The 20,190-nt window shown below is 43.0% G+C and carries 12 protein-coding genes and 1 pseudogene; all 13 read right to left on the reverse strand.

What is annotated here, in order from left to right:
- Positions 1-86: 86 nt before the first annotated feature.
- The 13 genes and pseudogenes from ACZ52Z_RS10305 to ACZ52Z_RS10365 all read right to left on the reverse strand — a co-directional run bounded on the left by ACZ52Z_RS10305 (position 87) and on the right by ACZ52Z_RS10365 (position 20,189).
- A complete protein-coding gene (locus ACZ52Z_RS10305; protein ID WP_464270655.1) occupies positions 87-1,199 on the reverse strand; it encodes a glycosyltransferase in 1,113 nt (370 codons plus the stop codon).
- Between the two features lie 20 nt (positions 1,200-1,219).
- Positions 1,220-2,188 carry a glycosyltransferase family 2 protein gene (locus ACZ52Z_RS10310; RefSeq protein WP_464270656.1) on the reverse strand — a complete coding sequence of 323 codons (969 nt, stop codon included), beginning with the start codon at positions 2,186-2,188 and terminating at the stop codon, positions 1,220-1,222.
- 24 nt (positions 2,189-2,212) lie between these two features.
- Positions 2,213-4,315, reverse strand: coding sequence for a hypothetical protein (locus ACZ52Z_RS10315; RefSeq protein WP_464270657.1), 2,103 nt, complete (start codon positions 4,313-4,315; stop codon positions 2,213-2,215).
- A 32-nt stretch (positions 4,316-4,347) separates the two neighbouring features.
- On the reverse strand, positions 4,348-6,870 hold the full coding sequence (locus tag ACZ52Z_RS10320; RefSeq protein ID WP_464270658.1) for a glycosyltransferase: 2,523 nt from the start codon (positions 6,868-6,870) through the stop codon (positions 4,348-4,350).
- A 19-nt stretch (positions 6,871-6,889) separates the two neighbouring features.
- A complete protein-coding gene (locus ACZ52Z_RS10325; protein WP_464270659.1) occupies positions 6,890-8,350 on the reverse strand; it encodes a glycosyltransferase family 4 protein in 1,461 nt (486 codons plus the stop codon).
- 44 nt (positions 8,351-8,394) lie between these two features.
- Positions 8,395-9,492 (reverse strand): glycosyltransferase, encoded by a 1,098-nt coding sequence (locus ACZ52Z_RS10330; protein WP_464270660.1) that lies wholly within the window; start codon positions 9,490-9,492, stop codon positions 8,395-8,397.
- Positions 9,493-9,590: 98 nt separating this feature from the next.
- Positions 9,591-10,136 (reverse strand): hypothetical protein, encoded by a 546-nt coding sequence (locus ACZ52Z_RS10335; protein ID WP_464270661.1) that lies wholly within the window; start codon positions 10,134-10,136, stop codon positions 9,591-9,593.
- 428 nt (positions 10,137-10,564) lie between these two features.
- A complete protein-coding gene (locus tag ACZ52Z_RS10340) occupies positions 10,565-12,226 on the reverse strand; it encodes an IS1634 family transposase (RefSeq protein ID WP_464267206.1) in 1,662 nt (553 codons plus the stop codon).
- A 164-nt stretch (positions 12,227-12,390) separates the two neighbouring features.
- Positions 12,391-13,509, reverse strand: a complete 1,119-nt coding sequence (locus tag ACZ52Z_RS10345; RefSeq protein WP_464270662.1) for a glycosyltransferase family 39 protein — start codon at positions 13,507-13,509, stop codon at positions 12,391-12,393.
- Between the two features lies 1 nt (position 13,510).
- Complete coding sequence (locus ACZ52Z_RS10350; protein ID WP_464270663.1) at positions 13,511-14,878, reverse strand: sugar transferase; 1,368 nt, start codon at positions 14,876-14,878, stop codon at positions 13,511-13,513.
- 378 nt (positions 14,879-15,256) lie between these two features.
- Positions 15,257-15,565: pseudogene (locus tag ACZ52Z_RS10355) on the reverse strand (transposase); the annotation flags it as partial.
- A 291-nt stretch (positions 15,566-15,856) separates the two neighbouring features.
- Positions 15,857-18,199, reverse strand: a complete 2,343-nt coding sequence (locus ACZ52Z_RS10360) for a bifunctional glycosyltransferase/CDP-glycerol:glycerophosphate glycerophosphotransferase (protein WP_464270664.1) — start codon at positions 18,197-18,199, stop codon at positions 15,857-15,859.
- A 49-nt stretch (positions 18,200-18,248) separates the two neighbouring features.
- Positions 18,249-20,189 carry an ABC transporter ATP-binding protein gene (locus ACZ52Z_RS10365; protein ID WP_464270665.1) on the reverse strand — a complete coding sequence of 647 codons (1,941 nt, stop codon included), beginning with the start codon at positions 20,187-20,189 and terminating at the stop codon, positions 18,249-18,251.
- Position 20,190: the final 1 nt, after the last annotated feature.

Here is a 20,190-nt window from a genome sequence, read left to right on the forward strand (position 1 = left end):
GAAAACTACTCAAAGATTTCTTCAGCGTACTCGTAAAGAAAGTTGCGGGCATGACACAACCTCAACAAAAAATCAAATATAGCTTTTTATAATAAGCTCAGAAATTTACGACCAATTGCATGAGGTTGAATTTTCTTTTTGACGTGTTCGTAAAGGCGGGAATTTAGAAGTTGACCAGACGTTTTTTTCATCTCCAAAATGGCCTCCGCCAATTTATCCGGAGATGCAGGGGGGACGAGCAAGACGCCTGGCGTGTCAGGAGAAAGCAACTCGCGAATTGCCTCGGAATCACGTGTTACCAAGGGCCGCTCAGATTGAATCACCTGAAAGACTTTATTTGGTATCACTCTTCCAGCCTTACCGGAGTCACCAAAAATCCCCAGACATACATCCGCCTCTTCAATCAACTTACAGAGGGTTTGATACTCGATCCACGGAATAAGCCTTACAGAATCCAGTGCCCTGCTCTTTACCATTTTCTGTATCCTTTCCAACTCCTGGCCGCTTCCGATAATCGTAAAAGACACATCCTCTTTTTTGAGTAGGCTCGCAGCCTCGATAATTGTTGGAATACCATGAAGAGGAATACATTGTCCGTAAAAAACCAGTGACAATTCCTTACCTTTACCCTCTTTTGTCTTTCTTTTAACAGGTGGAAAACAATCAGGTTCAACACCCACGAATACACTGCCAACCCTCTTCGCCTCCAGGGAATAATGATGGCAGAAAAAAGCAGCATGTGCATCGGTATCAAGAATAACCTTTGCAGCAGCTCTGCAGGCCAACCATTCCCATCTATAAATTAAACGTGCTCGCAGGCTGTTTGGGGGGCAGAGCTTTCTGTCGTACACAACAGTATCGTGTATTGAGAGAAAAGCATCCCACACGATCGTCGCCCCTCTCAATTTTGCAAACATCCAGAGTACCAAAACGTCCAACTGACCGAGATAGCCAACAACTACAACGTCATGTTTCGGCAACATCAGATAGCGAAAGACCAGGACAGGATATGCAGCCAACCACCTGAGGAGAAAACGAAACCTGGTCTTTTTACTTTTCAGGTCACTCTTATCCTCTACACCTTCCCAGACATGATAATGACACTCAATAGGGTCTATTCCGTTTTCACGAAGCCCACGCAAAAGTATACGATTGCGTGGCTTCCCGATATCATATGTTCCCCAAAAAACGATGCGCATCGATCCTACAGCAACGGCCTTTATTCATCTGTGAACGCATTATTTTCAGCGTTATACTCATGCTTTTTGACCCGATACTGTATATCTTCCAATAAGCGCCTGTTTACAGATAACAAATCGGATAGAAAAGCTACTAAAATAACCTGAAAACCACCACCTATTAATATAGAAACAAGAATTAATGATTGGATATGCCCAGAACCGCTGCCTGAAAAATACTGTAGTAAAAACCTCCCTCCTAAAAGAGTCCCCAATAAAAGCAAAATCGAACCTATTACCATAAAAAAGCGAAAGGGTTTATACACCACAAATATGCGAATAATAGTGGTAATCGATTTTTTAATATAGGAGGAAATACTGGACATGAGGCGGGAAGGTCGAAGATATCCATTTGTACGGATATCAACAGAGCTAATGCTCATACGTTTTTGACCGGCCTGGATGATGGTTTCAAGCGTATAAGTGTACTCATTAAAAACGTTCATTTGCATGGCCGCATCCCTACTAATTGCACGAAAACCACTGGTTGCGTCAACCACGTCTGTTTTACTGGCAATACGCACCACCTTGCTGCCCATTTTTTGCAGAAGCTTTTTTAATGAAGAAAAATGCTCAATCTCATCGATAGGACGAGCACCGATGACCATATCCGCCTCACCAAGAAGAATCGGCTTGGTCAGTTTAGGAATATCGAGGGCATTGTACTGATTATCCGCGTCAGTATTGACAATAACATCTGCCCCTAACTTCAAACACGCTTCCAAACCGGCGATAAAGCCTTTTGCCAAGCCGTGATTTTTATTAAAGTGAACCACATGATCAACACCATGACTCAGTGCCACCTGAACGGTATTGTCACTGCAGCCATCATCGATAATTAGGCGCTCAACAACATCAAACCCCTCGACTTCCGTGGGAAGCTCTGCAAGGGCAATGGGAAGCGTTGCCGCCTCATTGTAGCAAGGTATTTGGATAATTAATTTTTTCACTGAGTATTTTCCCGTATGTTTACCTTAGCCTGGTGGTGAGCTTTCAATCACGCATCTTTTTTCATTGCTCTGCCAAAAAAGTAAAGGGAGAAACAATACTATTCCAAGAAGAACAAGAGGATAGTGATAACGGAAGATCGATTTATGGATCACAACCAGAAAAACTGGAAGTGAATTGACCAATGCCGGGAACATCACAAGGTACATTTTTTTACCTGTACGAACTGTACACACCACAACTAGTCCACAGAGAATATACAGGTAGACAGCCGGACGCCATATCCAAAACAGTAAATTATCATGTCGTGTCAATTCAAATAGAGAATAAAGCAAACTCTTTATTTTGGGCAAAAAAGATTGTTCAGTAATTCCGTACTTATTGGAACTCACATACCGTATTGTTTCGTGAGTTTCTCCAACTTGCCCCCAAAGATTAACTTGCTCTATTCTTTTATGAAAAAACGCCATTGGCGTGATACGCCATAAGGCGGATGCCGAGTAGAGCCTATCGAGAATTGGACCAAAATTGTTTTTATTATTTTCTGCTTTTTTTATATCCTCACCTGATTTCTCTTTCTTGAAGCTCTTCTCATCGTCTGTTTTTCCAACTTGCAAAAAGTCTTTTTCCAGACGTGCTATCACTTTAGTTATCGGCCCCCCAACTTTTACATCAAGATAGCTGTACAACGGCCCCTTAATCATGGCATGCCCAATACATCCAACTACCAAAACCGCCACAATCCCAGTTTTAAATCTAGGATAACTAATAAGCAGTGCTAACGGTGTCAATACGGCTGGCACAATCCCATTGTGCCGATACAGGGAAACAAGAACAAGAATGAAGCAGAGTAAGACAAGATTGGTTTTTTGATTAAGCCATTCCCCGTTTTCCACAGCAACCTGAAGTAGATATATTGCCAGTACAAACATGGCGATACTGAAAGCAACATCTTTCCACAGCGTCACAACCATATACCCATTTACCGGCCAAGTGGCACATAAAACGCTGGTACACCATAGTACGCGTCGCCGGACACCATACCGCCCCAGCACACTAAGCGCCCAGCCAATTGAGCAGGACAGGGCTACTATTTGGGCAATAACGGCTGCGGCAGGGGATTCATACACTCTAGTGACCAGCCATATGCTCATTGTGTGGAAAGCAGGGTGCCAATCCTTCCAATGACCACCATCTATCACCTGTTTCCACTGATCAAAAGAATCAGGACTCATGGACCCCGGCCAGAAAGCCAATAGCCAGATCATCCAAACAGAAAAAGGTACCAGGGAAAACAAAAGCCAATACCAACGAGACTGCGACTCCTTTCCTTTGCGAACACTTGGCCGAGTCAAGAGCCAGAACAAAAGAATACAAAGTACCGAGCCTACTGTATAAGCAAGAGACAACCAATATAATGCTGTATATTTTCCTCCTGACGCTCCTGGCAGTACCAGCAAAAATAATACCCCCACAATAGAAATCGCTCCTGCCCACACAAACCAATGGCTTACCTTCCCAGGGTAAGTGAAGAATGATCGAGCGACATAACGAGATGATGACACATAGCCTATGGCTGCCCCAAACAGCACCGCCATCAATAATGCACGCAATAGATACAGGCTCTCCTTCACCCAATGGTGCCGATCAACATCAGGACTCACATCCACTTCAAAATATGGGTCCTCTCCCAAAGGGATAAGTACAATCCCTTTCTCGGTCGCCCCCATTTCCAGGCCCATTTCAGTGGCCTCAAGCCGCTCTTTCAGTTCGCGCCCTTTAAAATCACACAGGATAGTGCCCTCTGAGAACACCTTAAACCCAAGTAAAGTAACCTCATTCCCCTGTTTTTCTGCTCGATCAACCCTCAGCCTGTACAGTTTGCCCTCAGGTTGTATGGGTATATGGTATTCATGTTCACCGGGATAAAGAGAAGCAATGGAGCTTTTTTCATGCACATAGCCATGGCTTGAAGTCCCCCAAAAGACCTGAACAGGCTCCACTGATTGCGATATGACCGTTAGAACTACTTTAATTTGTGGTTGATTCGGTCCAAAGTGGAGCACGCCCCATACTGCCAGAAAAAAAAGGGCAGTTAGCAGCACTCGCGCCCTGAAAGGCAGAGGCATTTTAGTTTTCCCTGAATAGTTGCCGTCTCGTGCTAGCATGTTCCAAAAAAGCGAGCCGCTATTCTCTTTACGCCTCGCTTTATCCTGTTATTTCGCAGGGAGCGAATAATTTCTTGCACATTACAATCATGCGCGTCGCACCAATAAATAGTCACATCAAGATACATGCTGGCGACATTTGGCAACTTGGGCAGGAATAATTGAGGGTCATCATCATGTGCAGTAACCACTAACACATCCTCTATGATGTCATGACCTTGTTTACCCCCAGAAATACATTGATCAAACCCTTCTTTAGATGAGGCCTTAAACAAAGCCCGCCCGAATTTTTTTTCCCTGATTACCAACTCTTTTATCAAAATAGTCCCAGAAGAATTTGCAGGGTCAACCCTATAGCCAACATCTTCGCCCTCAAAAGGCAGGTTCAGCCTGATAGACTGCCACTGGTTTCGTGGATAGTCAAAAAACACAGAAGCTTCTTCATCACCATGGGCATACGCTTGAAACCGTGTTGTATGCAAAAACTGTAAATCGTCTAGCCGTTTCGGTTTGAGGAAAGCATTTCGCAACTGCAGCTCTGCAAATTCCGATTTCATTTCAGCCTCTTTCCAGAGCCGCGCAAGCATGATCGCCATTTTTGCGGCATAGGGGGCCAATGCCTGCTCGTGCTTGATCATCATATACTGGATGAGATCCGTTCGTTGACGGTTCGCGGTAACGTACACCATGGAATCATAATGCCTCCGGTAACGAAACATTTCAGCGGGGAGTACGTCCCCTTCAACCCCGTTATCATGGAGAGTGAGCAGATAATCCCAATCTTCGTAAGAGGTCATCACCTCATCATATCCGCCATACTCTGCAAAGAGAGATTTTCGGTACACATTACTGCACTTTCCATGCGTATTGATATACGGCATCAATTCAGGGACATAGCCGATGGGGATGTAGGCGTTATTGATTTCGCCGAAATTCTGGGCATGGCAACTGACGTAACCGAGCTCAGGGTTGTTCTGGAGCGCCTCTACACCTTTACGAATATAGTCGTTCTCAATGAGGTCGTCGGCGTCAAGCGGTAGAACGAACTCTCCTTTTGCCGCCTCTATCCCGGCATTTCTGGCTGAGCTGAGTCCACCGTTCTCCTTAGACACCTTGACCACGCCGGACAAGGCCTCATAAGCCTCACGCGCTTCCACAGTCGAAGAGCCGTCATTGACCACAACAATTTCAATATTTGGATAATCAGAGGCCGCCACAGAGGCCACTGCCTCTTGAAGATAGTGCGGTTGGTTGTAGTAGGGTATGATCACTGAAACAAGCGGCGTATCATTACGCAACTCTGCCGGTTCTTTTTTGAGCACATCGAGGCGATAATTTCCCTCCATGACTTCAGCCGCTCTTTGCGGACTACAAATCTCACGACTCCTCAACACAGCACGATGAGAAATCTGCTCCAGGAGGGCACTCCGGGTATAGTGATTCAAGATAGTTTCGGCGATCTCGTCTGGGTCAAGCGGATCAACCACAAACCCGCTCTTTCCATGCTCAATCATCTCACTCATCCCACCGTTTTTTGAAGCGAGTACCACGCAGCCATAGGACATGGCTTCTAAACAGACATTGGCCCAATTTTCCCATCGAGAGGGATAGACACAAAAACAGGAATCATTGAAAAGAGCTGGAATCTCACTGTAGGGCACCCCCCCGCAAAAGACTATTTTATCCTGCAATTCCTTGGGAATAAGCCGAGCGGCGATATCACTATAGGTTTTTCCAAAAAGAAGAGCATTACGGTCCGCGCCCCAGATTTCAAAAAGAAAGGTATCGTCCTGCTGCAGCACCTTTACGGCAGCACGAATAAAGGTATCTATTCCTTTTCTGACCTGGATTGAACCGATCAGGCGGACCCTGCGCACCTGCTGGTCTGTAAAACACCGCCCTTCCCCTTCGGCCGGCAGCTCCATGGGATAAGGACATTGCCGAATATCCTTCCGCCCTACTCGCTGCGCAAAGTATTCCCCCAGTGAGAGTGAAGGAGAAGTCACCATATCTGCATGGGTAACACAATAGTCTTCCATGGTGTAATCACAGAGACTGTCCACATGAAGACGCCGGTCTTCATTGATCTGGTAGAGGAGCGAACTGGGGGTATGCAGCTTGACTACCAGCTTGGTGGCCGCAAAGTCTCCCAATAGCCGTTTGCCGCGGATCGCGGCAAAACCCTCAACCCCAAATTCGGCAAACTCAACTACATCAAGCTGCTCTTTACCTCCAAGCTCCTTGAGGGTGTCATAGACCCTATAGCTGTATTCGTGATGGGGAGAGACAAAACTGCCCACTCGATTGGTCCTTGTGGCAAGCGGCGCAATCAATTGTATCCCCTCGGGCAACAGTTCCATGTTACCGTCATGAAAACAGTCGGTCAGCAAAAAGACACCATGCCCCCGGTCCACCATGGCCATGCAGGCATTATATATATAGGTTCCGATACCTCCACCGGTAACAGGACCAAACTCCCGGCACACATAGACAATATTTAAACGCTTATTTTTCACAATACTTAGGAAGGATAGCTTATTGCTTAAAAAAGGGGAAACGGTCAAAAAGCGAAGAAAAACATTTGCCCCCGTCCTGGATTATGCTTTTCACCTTTTTTTCTGATGGTCCGTAATACTCTATAATTCTGTCCATGTCTCGCTCTAAAGAGCGGGTTATATCATTCATGGCCCCAAGAAGACACGGGATTTCCGCCAACGTTGTCGACAATGCCGACTCCTGCCCATGGCCTGACGGATGCAAATCCACGAGTTTCGTATACCCGGCCTCCCCCTGTTGGACAATTTCATCAGCACGCCGCCTAACTGCCTTACGGATGCATTCGTGGCTGGCAGTATCTGTAAAGAACCCTTGGAGAGCATCTACCACTGTTTCTGTGGCTGAAAAATCCACCGCAAATCGAGCAAGCTCCTCACCGATGACCTCCTCCATCCCAGTGCCCTGTGCTACCAATACCGGTACACCAGCAGCCATGGCCTCCAGGCAAACATTACCAAAGACCTCCCAGCGGGAAGGAAACAGACAGAGGGTGGCTGCGGCAAGATACTCTTCCACTTTGGCGTGATCCACCTGTCCTTTAAACTCTATGGCCTGCTCATAAGCAGACGGAATCTTCCCTGCCCACTCTTCAAGGAAAGAACTTTCATACTCTTTCCAGTAGCAGTCCCTGCCGAGAAGTACCAACCTTGTCCCTGTTCCATATTTCGCGAGAAAGCGGATAAACACCTTCAGCAATCGGTCCGCGCCTTTATGGCGGTCAAGCCTGCCAATAAACAACAGCATGGGCTTACTCTCTGCTGAAGGTTGCGGCAACGGGCTACAGCCAACTTTCCCGGTAAACAGATTAGGCACCTGGTGGACGCTCTTCACATGTATCTCCAGGCGTTGAGCCACTTCACGCCAGGCGACATTTGTCGGGGTAATAATTTCATCGGCTAAGCGCAGGCAGATATTCTCCATGGAACAAGTGAGGCGATTTTGAGGCTCCACCAGTTCACTGGCAAAACGTTCTCCAGCGCCTGCCTCATAAATAGAGAGCGATTCATGTAACCCACCGGAAAGGTGGAGTAAAAATCTGGTAGAAGGGTATCGTCCAACAGCCTTACGCAACAACAAGACCAATGCTTCGGCTCCAAAGTCCGGCGCAATCACCAGGTCTGGGCGCACCGCTTCATAAATTCGCTCAAAGGTTGCAGCTACAGCTAAGGAATAGGAAAGATTATAGGAAGAAATATTCCCGCCGCTAGGAGAGTACCGTGCCTGATGGGGAAGATCCGTTCGTTCTAAAAAGAATAGAGCAACATCGTTATAGTACGAATCAATAAGTTCGCGTTCAAAACCTTCAGGCCGAAGAGAAAGGATACCAATGGAATGACCGGATCGTCGAAACAGATTAGCCATTGCCATGAAAAGCGTGCCGATGCCGCCATAAAAAAAGGGTACAAGTTCCCTGGTAATCAGCAGTATGTTCTTTGACATGAAAAGGCCTTTACAAAAGGAAAACTGTGGAAAAAAGTTGTCCTCTAGGAGGAGCCTGTCATTTTGTCCAGAAAATATCTCAATTTCTTCTCTATTCGATAGCCAAGAGAGCGCTGCACCTGATGCAGTTCCTCTTCTCTCTCAATATACAGGGCATGGAGCTTGTGCCACTCCTGATAAATTTCTTCCCTTGCCTGCCAACCATCATGACAATTACAAATAAAATCCCGCCCCGCTTTCCGAAAAGGGTGCTCAGGGTCATCAAGGATTTCCAGAAACAACTGTTCCTTATCCCCCATATAGCCGGACAAAAGTGAAAAGATGAGCATGACCTTGTCTGCGTGATGGGTATTCAAGGAATAAAGAAACTTACCCATTGCATCAGGTGAGGCAAAATCAATGATCTTGCTCAAGTCATGAGTCAACAAAAAAGTTGAGACGACCAGTGCGCATTCAAAATCTACTGCGGCCTGATCTTCCTTAAGGGTGTTGCCTGGGTGTACCCGATATTTCAGCAAGGGATCAGCAATACACTGAACTTTACATTGAGAGGATAGCCTGAGGAAAAAGTCGTAATCATGCGTATAGCGCAGATTGCGAAACATGCCGACTTTGTCAAAACACTCTTTTCTGCAGAATAAATTTGAGGTGGTCTTGATAAAATTCCCAGCCAATAAATCCAGGGTAAGACTGCCGCTTGACTTAAATGAGTCTTCCTCCTCCTTCCCTTGCCAATTTTCCTCTGCGCCAATAACAGTTTTTAAGTACTGATCGTTTTCGTCAATATACTCCACACCCGAATAAACCGCATCTAACGACAAATCGTTGTCAAGCACATCCACACACCTCTTCAATCTCCCCAGAGAGTAAAGATCATCTGAATTCAGGATGGATATATACTTCCCAATTGATTCGCCAATCCCCCAATTGATGGCGTAGGCAGCGCCATGGTTCTCTTGATAATGATACCTAATTCTTTCATCATTTATCAATCTGACGACATCACCTGAGTTGTCGATTGAACCATCATCTATAACGATAATTTCGAAATGGTCATATGATTGATCGATAACAGAAAGAATGGTATCATGAATATAGCGGCTATGATTATATAATGGTATTACTACGCTTACAGTCGGCATAAATAACTTCTTAAATATATTTAAATCAAATTACCAACAACTTCATGCACCCTATTTCAAGAAAATTATACTAGTACAGACGACTTGATAAATCATGCTTAAGGATAGTTGTAATCATGAAAAAAATACAAAAAAGTAGCATACAACGGCAACACTAGCCATACAAAAAAAACGACATTAAACGCATACCACAAAAACAAATTACTATGCCTAGGAAAATGAATTACTAATTCGTCATGCTCAACTGAATAAAGGTCATAAACCTTTGAGGTGCTATCCCATACTACATCCACAAGACCAGAGTACCTGTGCGTTAAAAAGGCTATCGACACCCCGGCATTAAGTTGCCCTTCCCAATAGGCTTTGGTGCCTTTTCTACCGTCAGCGACTATCGCTCTTTTACGTGATAGCCACTCACCCTCAAGGACAAGATTTTCCCTATCAATTACATTGCTGAAATTATTTCTCCGGTCAATAATCCACACCTCGCAACCCCTAGACTGAACATTTTTTTGCAACAATGGACGAACTTCCAACGAATGAGAAATTTCTAACCTAGAGCTAATAGCAAAAACTATAAAAAAAGAAAAAAACAACGAGAGAAAAAGTAAAAAAACATATATTTTTACAGGAACTTGCTTCACAAAAAAACATTTAAGAAAATAACAACTGAAAAAACAAAAAAAGAAGCAAACTATGACACAAATGAAAGTATAAAAATTTACACCAAAAATTAAAAAAAGCAAAAAAGAAAACAAAAAAATCAAGCTAAAAATACAGACTAGAAAGAAAATTTTAAAAAACATTAAACTCAAGAAGAAAAAGGATCTTTTCGATAAAAAAACATATCCATACTTGAAAATGAATAGTCAATAGCATTAAATAAAATTAAAATTTTTACCAGTACAAATAATATTATAACATATAGCATAAAATATTTTTCCCAACCATCCTTCACATAAGGGCGAACGAAGGTTTCAACCTTAACTGGGGTTTAAAATTCAAAATCAACACCTCGGCGCTAAGCCTGCTCCCGCGGGCCTTGGCAAAGGACGCTGTTTTTCGCGTGTGCCTACGTTATTGCAGTACCGTTTTTAACAGTTTTTATACCAAAAACCTCGTGAAGTCGGTCAATTGAAAGGCAGTTCAGCATGGACTTCGCCACCTTGGGTAGCTCATTTAATTGGTAAAAACTGTGATCTGGTGTGGCGAACTCCGTTGCCTGTATTTTAGACGCAACCCGTCTAATCTGTGACCAGGGTTTTTTGCATTTCAGCTCCGCTATCCGCTCTACGAATAGTGCCAACACACATATTTTTACATGGGCTTCTATTCGCCTTTCAGCCCAATGGTACATTGGCATCATTTTGATCTGCGTACGCTTAAGTGAGCGGAAGCACCGCTCAATGACCATCAGGCCACGGTAACCATAGGCCGCATCCTCAAGGCTCAGGTGGATGTCGTTGGTTTCCAGTACCCACTTGCCATCATACTTTGCCGCAGCCTTTATGGCTTTACGGTCGATCCGGACGGTGCCCTTCTCAGTTATGGTCAGGTATTTTTTGTACCTTCGAGAACCCAACAGGGCTATAGCCCATTTCCTGGTTGCACTCTTGTCTTTGTGCTGCTTGAGTTCCCATTCAAGCATGGCAACAATTTTTTCTCGGTGGGTGGCCTGCCGTCTGGCCTCCGACGGATTATAACAGACGATATATCGCTTGCCGTTGGCGAGGTTCACCTCTTTGGCATGAAGATTTTCAGAGAATTCCCTGTAACGACCTGGCTGCGAAAGAACTGTTTCCTTAACCTCCTTGACACTGGCCATCCTGGTGGCAAGCAGATATGTGCCGCAGGCCTTAGCCAGTTCCTTTCGATTCCCTTCGGAGTTCATCCCGGAATCAGCAACGAACAGCGCCCTGCCAAGATTCCACCCTCGAAGATCGCTTTTTATGGTCTCGACAGTACTGACGTCAGCAGTATTGCCGGGGAATACCCAACTTCTCACAGGGATACCCTCTCGAGTAACAGCCAGGGCGACAACGACCTGAGGCGCCCATGTCCCTTCTTTCGTATGACCATACTGCCGCGGGCCTTCCTCATCCTCATAATCAATGGCAAAAGATGCTGTAGTGGTATCATAGAAGATGAGATCCACCGTCAGGTTCAGCAGGTTGGCCACATTGTAAAAGATCTCCCGCTCTACCTTATCCGAATGGCTATGGAGCAAGTCCATGGCCTCATACATGTGATGCAGTTGCAAGCTGTCACACCCTGGCAGATATACAGTTTCAAGCCACCTGTCCCAAACACCAAGTTTTGATTCCGGAGTACACAGTCGATTGGCAACCATGGCAAGCAGGGCTTTTTCATAGGGAACCTGCTTCTTTTTGGCAACCTCCCTGAATATTTTGCCGATACCGTATTGCTCCCACAGTTCCTCGATGATTTTAACTGTACCGAAATCGACGGTCCGGAGGATCTTGACATCTTCCGGTAAGCCGCCTTTGCGCACTTCACCGTCCAGAGGATCAATAACCTCGACGCCGCAGACTCTGGCAACGGATCGGCATAACCGCACCAAGGCTTCACGGTCCAACTGGTCTGCCCGCCCGAAGCTGTGGATAATTTTAGCAGTCACCTTACCGGTGACCGGATGCCGTTCGTTATGGGCCAGCTGGTAGTATTTTGTTACCGAGCCGTCTTTGTTCTTTCGTTGAGTAGTTCGCAAATACATGATTGCCTATCATGCTAAATGCGTATCCCCAACCTGTCAATAAAAAACTACTCAAACGTGTGCCTACAGGTTTTGACCAAAATCAGGAGACTTGAAAGTGCAACGTGCTGATATTAGGTGATTTTATTTTTCGACTGCAGTAAAACGTGCCTACAGTTCTCAAACTAAAGCTTAACAAAGGTTAAAAAAAATATATATCCTAATGGTAGATAAAATATATAGAAAAAAGGTAAAGACTGGCGAAGTTTTGCTCCAGCTATCGCTACATATAAAAATCTTGGAAAAAATACTAGCAAAGCAGAACAAATGAACAACTTTGCTTCGGATTTTTTTCTCAAAAAAATAAAGAACGAAAAGAATAAAACAGCTTGTTCACATACAATCAATATCCTTGGAACAGGAACAAGATTCTCCCACTGCCAAAAGATGGGAAAAAAAAAGAATAAAAACGCCTTGACCCAAGGAAAGAGATGGTCCAATCCGTAAGCAGCCCAACCAGCATGCTGCGCATTGACCAAAACATTGTCCCCACTCATCAACGTATCAATTATTCTATTAATTTTAGTTAGATAACGGACAAAAAAATCCTTTCCAGAAAACGCCAAGATACAGAAAAAAACAGAAAGAAAAGGAATAAGCTGTACAAACAGACAAGTACATTTCGAGCTCAGTTTCCTTTTTTCCAATAGAAAATAAAATGGCAATAAAAACACCAGCCATATAGCAGATTCTTTAATAAGTAAAGAAAAACCGATAAAAATGCCAGAAAGCAGAAAAAAATAGAGTTCCCTTTCTTTAAATTTCAAAGCAAGAGCTATAGTTATCAAAGAAAAATTAATAAAAAGCAACAGAACCAAATCAATATGGGGAAAATATACAAAATGGAGAAAAGTAAACGAAGTCAGAACAAAAAAACATGATAACACGCCTGAAATAAAATTAAATAAAAGACTCCCAAGAATCAGCGCCTGAACCGAAACAATGGTTATACAAACCAGGTAAAAGAAACGAATTGACTCTAAGCTATAGCCAAAAAATTCAAGCCAACCATAGAGCAATAATGGGAATAAATTTGTACGCGTCTTTGTAGCGAAAAGAGAAAATTCACCATTTGCCATATCTTCGACAATTCGAAGATAATAGTACATATCACTATAATTAAGAAGGATCCCATCAGAAATGACCAATAAAACATATAGCCAAACGACCCCTACCAATGCCACTCCTCGCAACACAAAAAAAGACTCTCGACGACACAATTGAATCTTGAAGCGAGCGGGCATTTTACTTTCCCTGCACCCTAAATAACGCTTTTAATGTTTTAACAAAAACAAGACAATCAAGAAAAAAGGAGGTGTCGTGTATGTAAAACAATTCGTATTCAAACTTCTCTCTTTGCTTTTCTCCTGAATCAGCATAGCCACAACTCACCTGGGCCCAACCGCTCAACCCTGGTTGAACTCTAAATCGCAAATCGTAAAATGGCACAGATAGAGCTAGACTATCTGCAAAATGCTTACGTATCGGCCTAGGACCAATAAACGACATCTCTCCAACAACAACATTGTACAATTGAGGAAGTTCATCCATCCTAGTTTTCCTCAATAATCTACCTATTCGAGTGACCCGACTATCGCCACACTGAGCCCAGACTGGACCAGTTTGGGCTTCGGCATCAGCAACCATTGTCCTAAACTTTATACATTTAAATGGTTTCTTATTAAGCCCCAACCGCTCTTGCACAAACAAAGCTGGCCCCTTACTATCCAATTTAATTGCCAACCCGATAACAAGCAAAAACGGCGCTAAAACAAACAACAAAGCAAGTGAAAACAAAAGATCAAATATTCTTTTTATCTTGAGGTAATATTTACAAGCTACTCCTTGAGCTGCCTCCCTCCGAAGAAGCCAATTTCCATCTATATACCTTAAAGGGATTTTACCTGTAATATTTTTATAATAGGTGGCGACATCATAAACATATTTGTGAGAAAGTCTGAGTTCCATAACCTTTTCTGCTTCTTCATCAGAAAAAGTTGAATCGACCGAATCGAAAAGAAAAATATCGCAATTATCAATTTCAGTTATATTTTTACCACCATATTCGTCTTCATCAACTATACAACTAATAAAATTATCAGCACTATTACTGTGCACCTTTTTCATTTCTGAGATGAAGGGCAAAACGACCGACTTACTCCCAACCACTTTAATTAACCTTGACCGTCTTTTTTTTAAAAGTTTTTTAACGAAGACCATTCTCCAAGAAACGAGAAAAAAAACAGACAATATTAAATTAAGGACAAAAACATAGCGGCCAAAGACATATTTAGGAACAAAATATAGCATTAATCCTATGAAACAATTTGCCAATAAAACACTTAAAAAAATGTCGAAAAATCTCTTCGTTGAATACTCATTTTTATTGGGGTTATATAAATCAAACAAATAGATACAAAACAAATAGCATAAATTTAATGGAAGAACCCATACTGATACCCGATCGACAGCCCAATCAAATGACACATGATGCTGCGTAAACAATGCTTTCAGCACAAAGCTAAAATACATTGACAAAAACACCAACAAACAATCGCCAACGAGCAAAATATATTGATGTTTTTTTGCGCCAGTATAAAAATACTCTCTCATAATATGTCACCAAAGAACCGTAGAAACTAACAGGTTACCGAAAACCTCAAGTATATTAGTCGCATACCATCACCAGGTTGTTTTTCGCCACCTGCCCTGATTTTGGCGACCAAAAAGGCAAAGCCAGAGCTTGATCATGGAAAGCGCAACTTCTAGTCCACCTGTCCCGACTCCGAGCGTGACACGTCACTCAACAACCAAGAAATTGCGGTTCGCTATAAAGACGTGGCCTATGGAACAGAGCTTTCCTTCTTAACCCTTACCTTATTTGAAGAGCCTTGATACCGGATCAGTGGCAAAGGTTCAGGCCGTATTGCATTGCCTCTCTCCGTGAAAGCCTTCTTCAGGGGTAAAGCCACCACTCTCTGACCCGAGTCATCATTTTTGGGGGACGAAAACTTTTTGACTACCCCAGGCTTCTGTCAACGTTCCATCGACCGTGAAATGCTCTTCGGAAAGAATTCCTTCCCCTTCAAACTGACTCGTAAAATACTGGAGGAAAAGTACAGGTATGTCATCACTGACTATTCGCTCATGTTTTTTTGAATGGGTGGAGTGGCTCCAAACAGTATCTTCAACAGACAGGCCTACGAGCCAGCAAAAAGGGAAATTACAATCCAGATACTCAACCAGCATATGCTCAATGCGTATCGAGTAGACCACCCCCCATAGAAATGACCTCAGGAGGTTTTCCGGACCGAGCCGGCACTGAAGTTAATTTCTTTGAAAATTGGCAGCCGTTCTCGCATTGGTTTGTCGACCATGGCACGAGCCTGTCGCAAGCGTAGCCCCTCGGAGACTCAGGCCTCTGAGGAGGCAAACTCACCATCTGAACTGACCATTCCGGAACCTTTATTCATGATTCCCAAGATAGTTATATTGGACCAGATACCGCTCGTCGCGGTGTTTATCAATTGGCGTTTTCCAACACCCTACTTAAGTAGCTAAAGTGCGCTTACAACCACGAATCAATAAGCGTTACTCACCATGCATCTTTTGACGAATATGCTCGTAAATTCGCTTGCAATTTTCGTGATCTCTATGTTGGAAAATTCGCGCAACCTTTAGCACATCACTCTCAGTATATGCCTGCTTTTTACTTGTAATATTCTCAAAAGCCTGAATAAATTGCTCACTGTTTTCAAAGATAACTGCTGGTAGGTCGTGTTCAAAATCAATTAAAGGGGGCCCATTAGGAGGAGAATACCATTCTGCCTTGTCAAACATAATACTGCATACCGGCTTGTATTGATAAAAGAAATCGTACATAACACTGGAATAATCGGTAACAAGTAGATCTGATTCGATTATATGTTTTTGCAGGGGCTCATCGGACTCAGTAATGATTTTAATATTCTTGGAATGCCCTTCAAAATCATGAATATACCTCATCATATTGAAATGCGGTTGAAAAACGAGTTGGATATCACGATTTTCAAGCATCTTGATAAATTTTTCTGATTTCAGCAGCCCTGCCCACTCTTTGTAATAGATACTTTCTCTTATATCATGCTTATTGGCCAACCATTTACGCCAGGTAGGTGCGACAAGTATCTTACGGACCATGTACTCTTTGCGATCAAGTGGTAACTTATCGAACCTAGCAATTCCCGTAACGACTACTTCACTTTCATGAAAACCATAAACGTCGACAAAAGATAGCTTTTCCCTTTCATTGCTCGTCACGACCATATTGAAATAAGGATGCCTCTCTTTATAATAGCTCATTGTTTTATTTCCAGATACACCATGCTGCAGAAAAACATTAAAAGTCTTTCTCCGAATAAAAGGTATGAGTTCAAACGGAAAAGCCAATGCTTTAAAACCGTCTGTTGAAATCAGTACCTGAGCAAAGCGGAGTAATCGGAGATGCTCCCAGGAGAATAAAATGACCACATTACCATAGGGTTGAACGTTCCCTCTCTGCACTGAATTCTTTTTGATTATATAGTATACTGGTAAATCAGGATGTTGAGTTCGTAAATAAATGAAAAAATGCAAGCTGTTATCTTCTGCACTTTGAGCCCACCTCTCATCGATGAGCCACACCTCCTGCTCATCCCATTTGTTCGCTCCCCTAACTAGAAAACTTAGATCAATAACTAGGTATTTAATTACGCAGTAAAGACCAGAAAAATTTCCTTGAGCGGCAGCCCTAGCTACTCTTTTCAGCAAGTAGTAGCTACGCCTCAAAAATCTTTTCACTAAGAAGTATTTAGGTCGAATAAACCGTTTTACTTTCTGCAAACTCGACAGACTAGACTCACCACGTTTATGTTCTTTCCAAAGGCCATGCACAAGCCGCACACAATTTGTATTTTTTATAGCCTTTAAAAAGTTACCACCATTCTCATTGCCAATCAGTCGATATAGTGCATCAATTTCGTTCTCCTTCAGCAGGATAATTTTCATCTTATCCACAGGAGAAAGATCTTTACAGGTACGCAATGCTTCAAACTGAACAAGATGCACGAGAGATTGAATGGATACAACAATTTCCCTCTGATCCTTTCCAGGCAAGGTGCCAATTACTTTTGACAGTCTATTACCAACAAGCTTTCGAATTTCAGACCTCAGGAGAAACTGAAAAATGGCCAATTGATCAGCCTGCTCGTAGAAGCTGTATAGCGAATGTGTAGTAGAAACTCGATCTTGAAAAAAAGATGCTTTTATTCTTCCCGTGCTAGCATTTACTCTGGCTCGATAATTATAAACAACTTCAGGCAGAATTGATATTTTATTGAACTCCAAGAAGACCCTGCCCATAAAATCGAGATCTTCCCCTGCTTTCTGTTCGGGAAAAAGTATGCCTGTTCCGTTTAATTTGCTTCTTCGAATCAGTTTATTGCACGCACTGATATCAGATAAAAGATCAGGGAACTCAATAATGTTTGTATTATGAATGGCTTCACCGAAATGATTCCGGTGCACAGGTACACCAACCCAGCGTCTCGTAGGACTAAAAGATTGTTGAACCCCAACGACCATATCAGATGAATTTTCCTGTGCCATTGCATACATATGCTGATATGCTGTTGGAGGTATGGTGTCATCTGAATCTAGAAATGCAACAAATTCTCCAGCAGCATGCCTTAATGCCAGATTCCTAGCCGCCCCTTGTCGTTTTCTTTGTTGCTGAAAAGTTAATATATTATCATGCAAACTTTGGTATTGCTGAATAACCTCCCAACTGCCATCGTCCGACCCGTCATCGACAATTAGTATTTCAATACCTTCTAACGATTGTTCTAAAACTGAATCAAGACATTCCGGTAGATATTTTTTAGTATTATATACTGGTATGATAACACTGAGTCGCATTTTCCTGTGATTTACTAACAATTTGCTTTAATTGAACATTTAACAACTTCTATGAACTAGATTGTCTATGATCTAGACTGGCTTCATTTACCTTTAACCATGCTTGCGAATCCTCACAAAAGGATTCATACTCCGGGAGGACAGCACTGGGGACACCATCCCTCATAACTTTACCCTGATGCAACCATATAACCCTAGAGCACATTTTTTTTACCTGGCCAATGCTATGGGATACCATAATTATAGTCTTTGTCCTCTCACGCATTTCTTCCATCCGCTTGTCAGCCTTCTTTCTGAATGCAGCATCTCCAGTGGACATAATCTCATCAAGAATGAGTATATCTGGACTAACAGCGGTGGCCACGGCAAAACCAAGCCTACTCCGCATGCCTGCCGAATACGTACGAACCGGTTCTTCCATGAACTGACCCAGCTCTGCAAAATCCTCAATCTCTGGAAGGCATTTTACAATTTCTTTCTTACTAAGGCCAAGAAGCGCACCATTTAGAAATACATTTTCCCGGCCGGAAAGCTCGTTCCTGAATCCAAGCCCAATCGAGAGAAGCTGAGCACGTCCATTTGTTATTAACGAACCTTTGTCAGGGGGTAATGAACCGCAGATCAGCATAGCGATAGTGCTCTTTCCTGAACCATTTCGTCCGATGATTCCGACCGTTTCACCTTCGTAAATGGTGAGCGAAATATCCGTAAGAGCTTGGTATTCAAATGATTGCCTCAGCTTCTTATTAAAAGACAAGAGTGAAATTGCATTTCTACTGTAAGCAAGACTGACATTGTTTAAAATGATTGCTGGCTCCCTGTCGGAGGAGTCATTTTCATCCGACTCCCTGTGGGGGGTATCACATTCATTTATTCCAATTTGGGGTGAAGGTACCACTGTATCAATATCGTTTTTCGGGGTTTCTCCTACACGTATGTCGTTTTTTGTGATTGGTGGCAAATATGGTACAGGCTCTCTCCGTTCTCCGTTTAAAAAGAATGACAGCCCATCTCGGCCAAGGCCTTCTATTTCTAATGACAGCGGGGCTAAATAAAAAACACGAGGCTCCCTGAATTCTTGCAAATCAGGAAAGAAAATCTCTGTGGCCTCTTGTTCCCCGGTATTAACATCAAAAGAAACAATTCGCGGAGGTATTTGTTCTTTTTCAGTAGCCCCCCAATGACACACACCACAAAATATTGAACCATCAACACAAGCCATTCCTCTCATATTTTGAATACTTTTCGAAAACTTCGGGTTATAAATTTCAGGTTTGTTTTCCCAGCTTTTTTTGTTAACCGGCATGCCTGCTTGATCTAGCGGATAAGTAGATAGTAGTCCTTGAGCCATCTCTTGAACAAAAAATTGGTTATCATAACATATTCCACCATGTGGCTTGTCCAGATCATTGAGTAAAATCTCGCCTGTGTCAAAGTTTAAAACACAGCCCATGTCTCCGCCGTTCACAGAACTCACCGTCAATAACACTGTTCCCAAGCCAGTCTCAACTATTTGCCTGATATGCCCATATTTAAATGGCTCGGTGATAGTTTCTGGAACTGCAAATAATAGAGGGGCTATTTTATAAAGAAAATGACGCTTAATAAACACTCCATCAACAGAAAACTCGTCCACTGAATTGAAAAGATTGTTAGCAACTAATAATTGTTTTCTTCGAGGAGAAATTAAAATCCCTAATAGGTCAGCTTGTGTCTTTGGCCCTAACAACCACTCGGGCAACGAAATTTTCCTTTTCAACTCAAAAAGTGGTTTGTCTAAATCCAGCACAACAGAATAAACAAGGACTGAGGTTGGTGTTGTGATATAAAGGCAGTCTTGGTGGTATGCCATACCACGTAACTGGTGCGATATGGTTGAGTCTGGTGGATTGTCGACCTGTAAATAGACGAGACCGTGCTCTGAGTCTATTATTCCAATACCTCCACTTTTGCTAAGTGGAGAATGTAAGGTAGCTAAAAAAACTGCCATA

It is taken from the genome of Desulfogranum aggregans (genome assembly GCF_055398265.1).

Bases quoted from the DNA above. Each gene is read 5' to 3' on its own strand.
- ACZ52Z_RS10365 (WP_464270665.1), bottom strand. From the start codon at position 20,189: ATGGCAGTTTTTTTAGCTACCTTACATTCTCCACTTAGCAAAAGTGGA.
- ACZ52Z_RS10360 (WP_464270664.1), bottom strand. From the start codon at position 18,199: ATGCGACTCAGTGTTATCATACCAGTATATAATACTAAAAAATATCTA.
- ACZ52Z_RS10345 (WP_464270662.1), bottom strand. From the start codon at position 13,509: ATGCCCGCTCGCTTCAAGATTCAATTGTGTCGTCGAGAGTCTTTTTTT.
- ACZ52Z_RS10315 (WP_464270657.1), bottom strand. From the start codon at position 4,315: ATGCCTCTGCCTTTCAGGGCGCGAGTGCTGCTAACTGCCCTTTTTTTT.
- ACZ52Z_RS10305 (WP_464270655.1), bottom strand. From the start codon at position 1,199: ATGCGCATCGTTTTTTGGGGAACATATGATATCGGGAAGCCACGCAAT.
- ACZ52Z_RS10330 (WP_464270660.1), bottom strand. From the start codon at position 9,492: ATGCCGACTGTAAGCGTAGTAATACCATTATATAATCATAGCCGCTAT.
- ACZ52Z_RS10340 (WP_464267206.1), bottom strand. From the start codon at position 12,226: ATGTATTTGCGAACTACTCAACGAAAGAACAAAGACGGCTCGGTAACA.
- ACZ52Z_RS10350 (WP_464270663.1), bottom strand. From the start codon at position 14,878: ATGAGAGAGTATTTTTATACTGGCGCAAAAAAACATCAATATATTTTG.
- ACZ52Z_RS10325 (WP_464270659.1), bottom strand. From the start codon at position 8,350: ATGTCAAAGAACATACTGCTGATTACCAGGGAACTTGTACCCTTTTTT.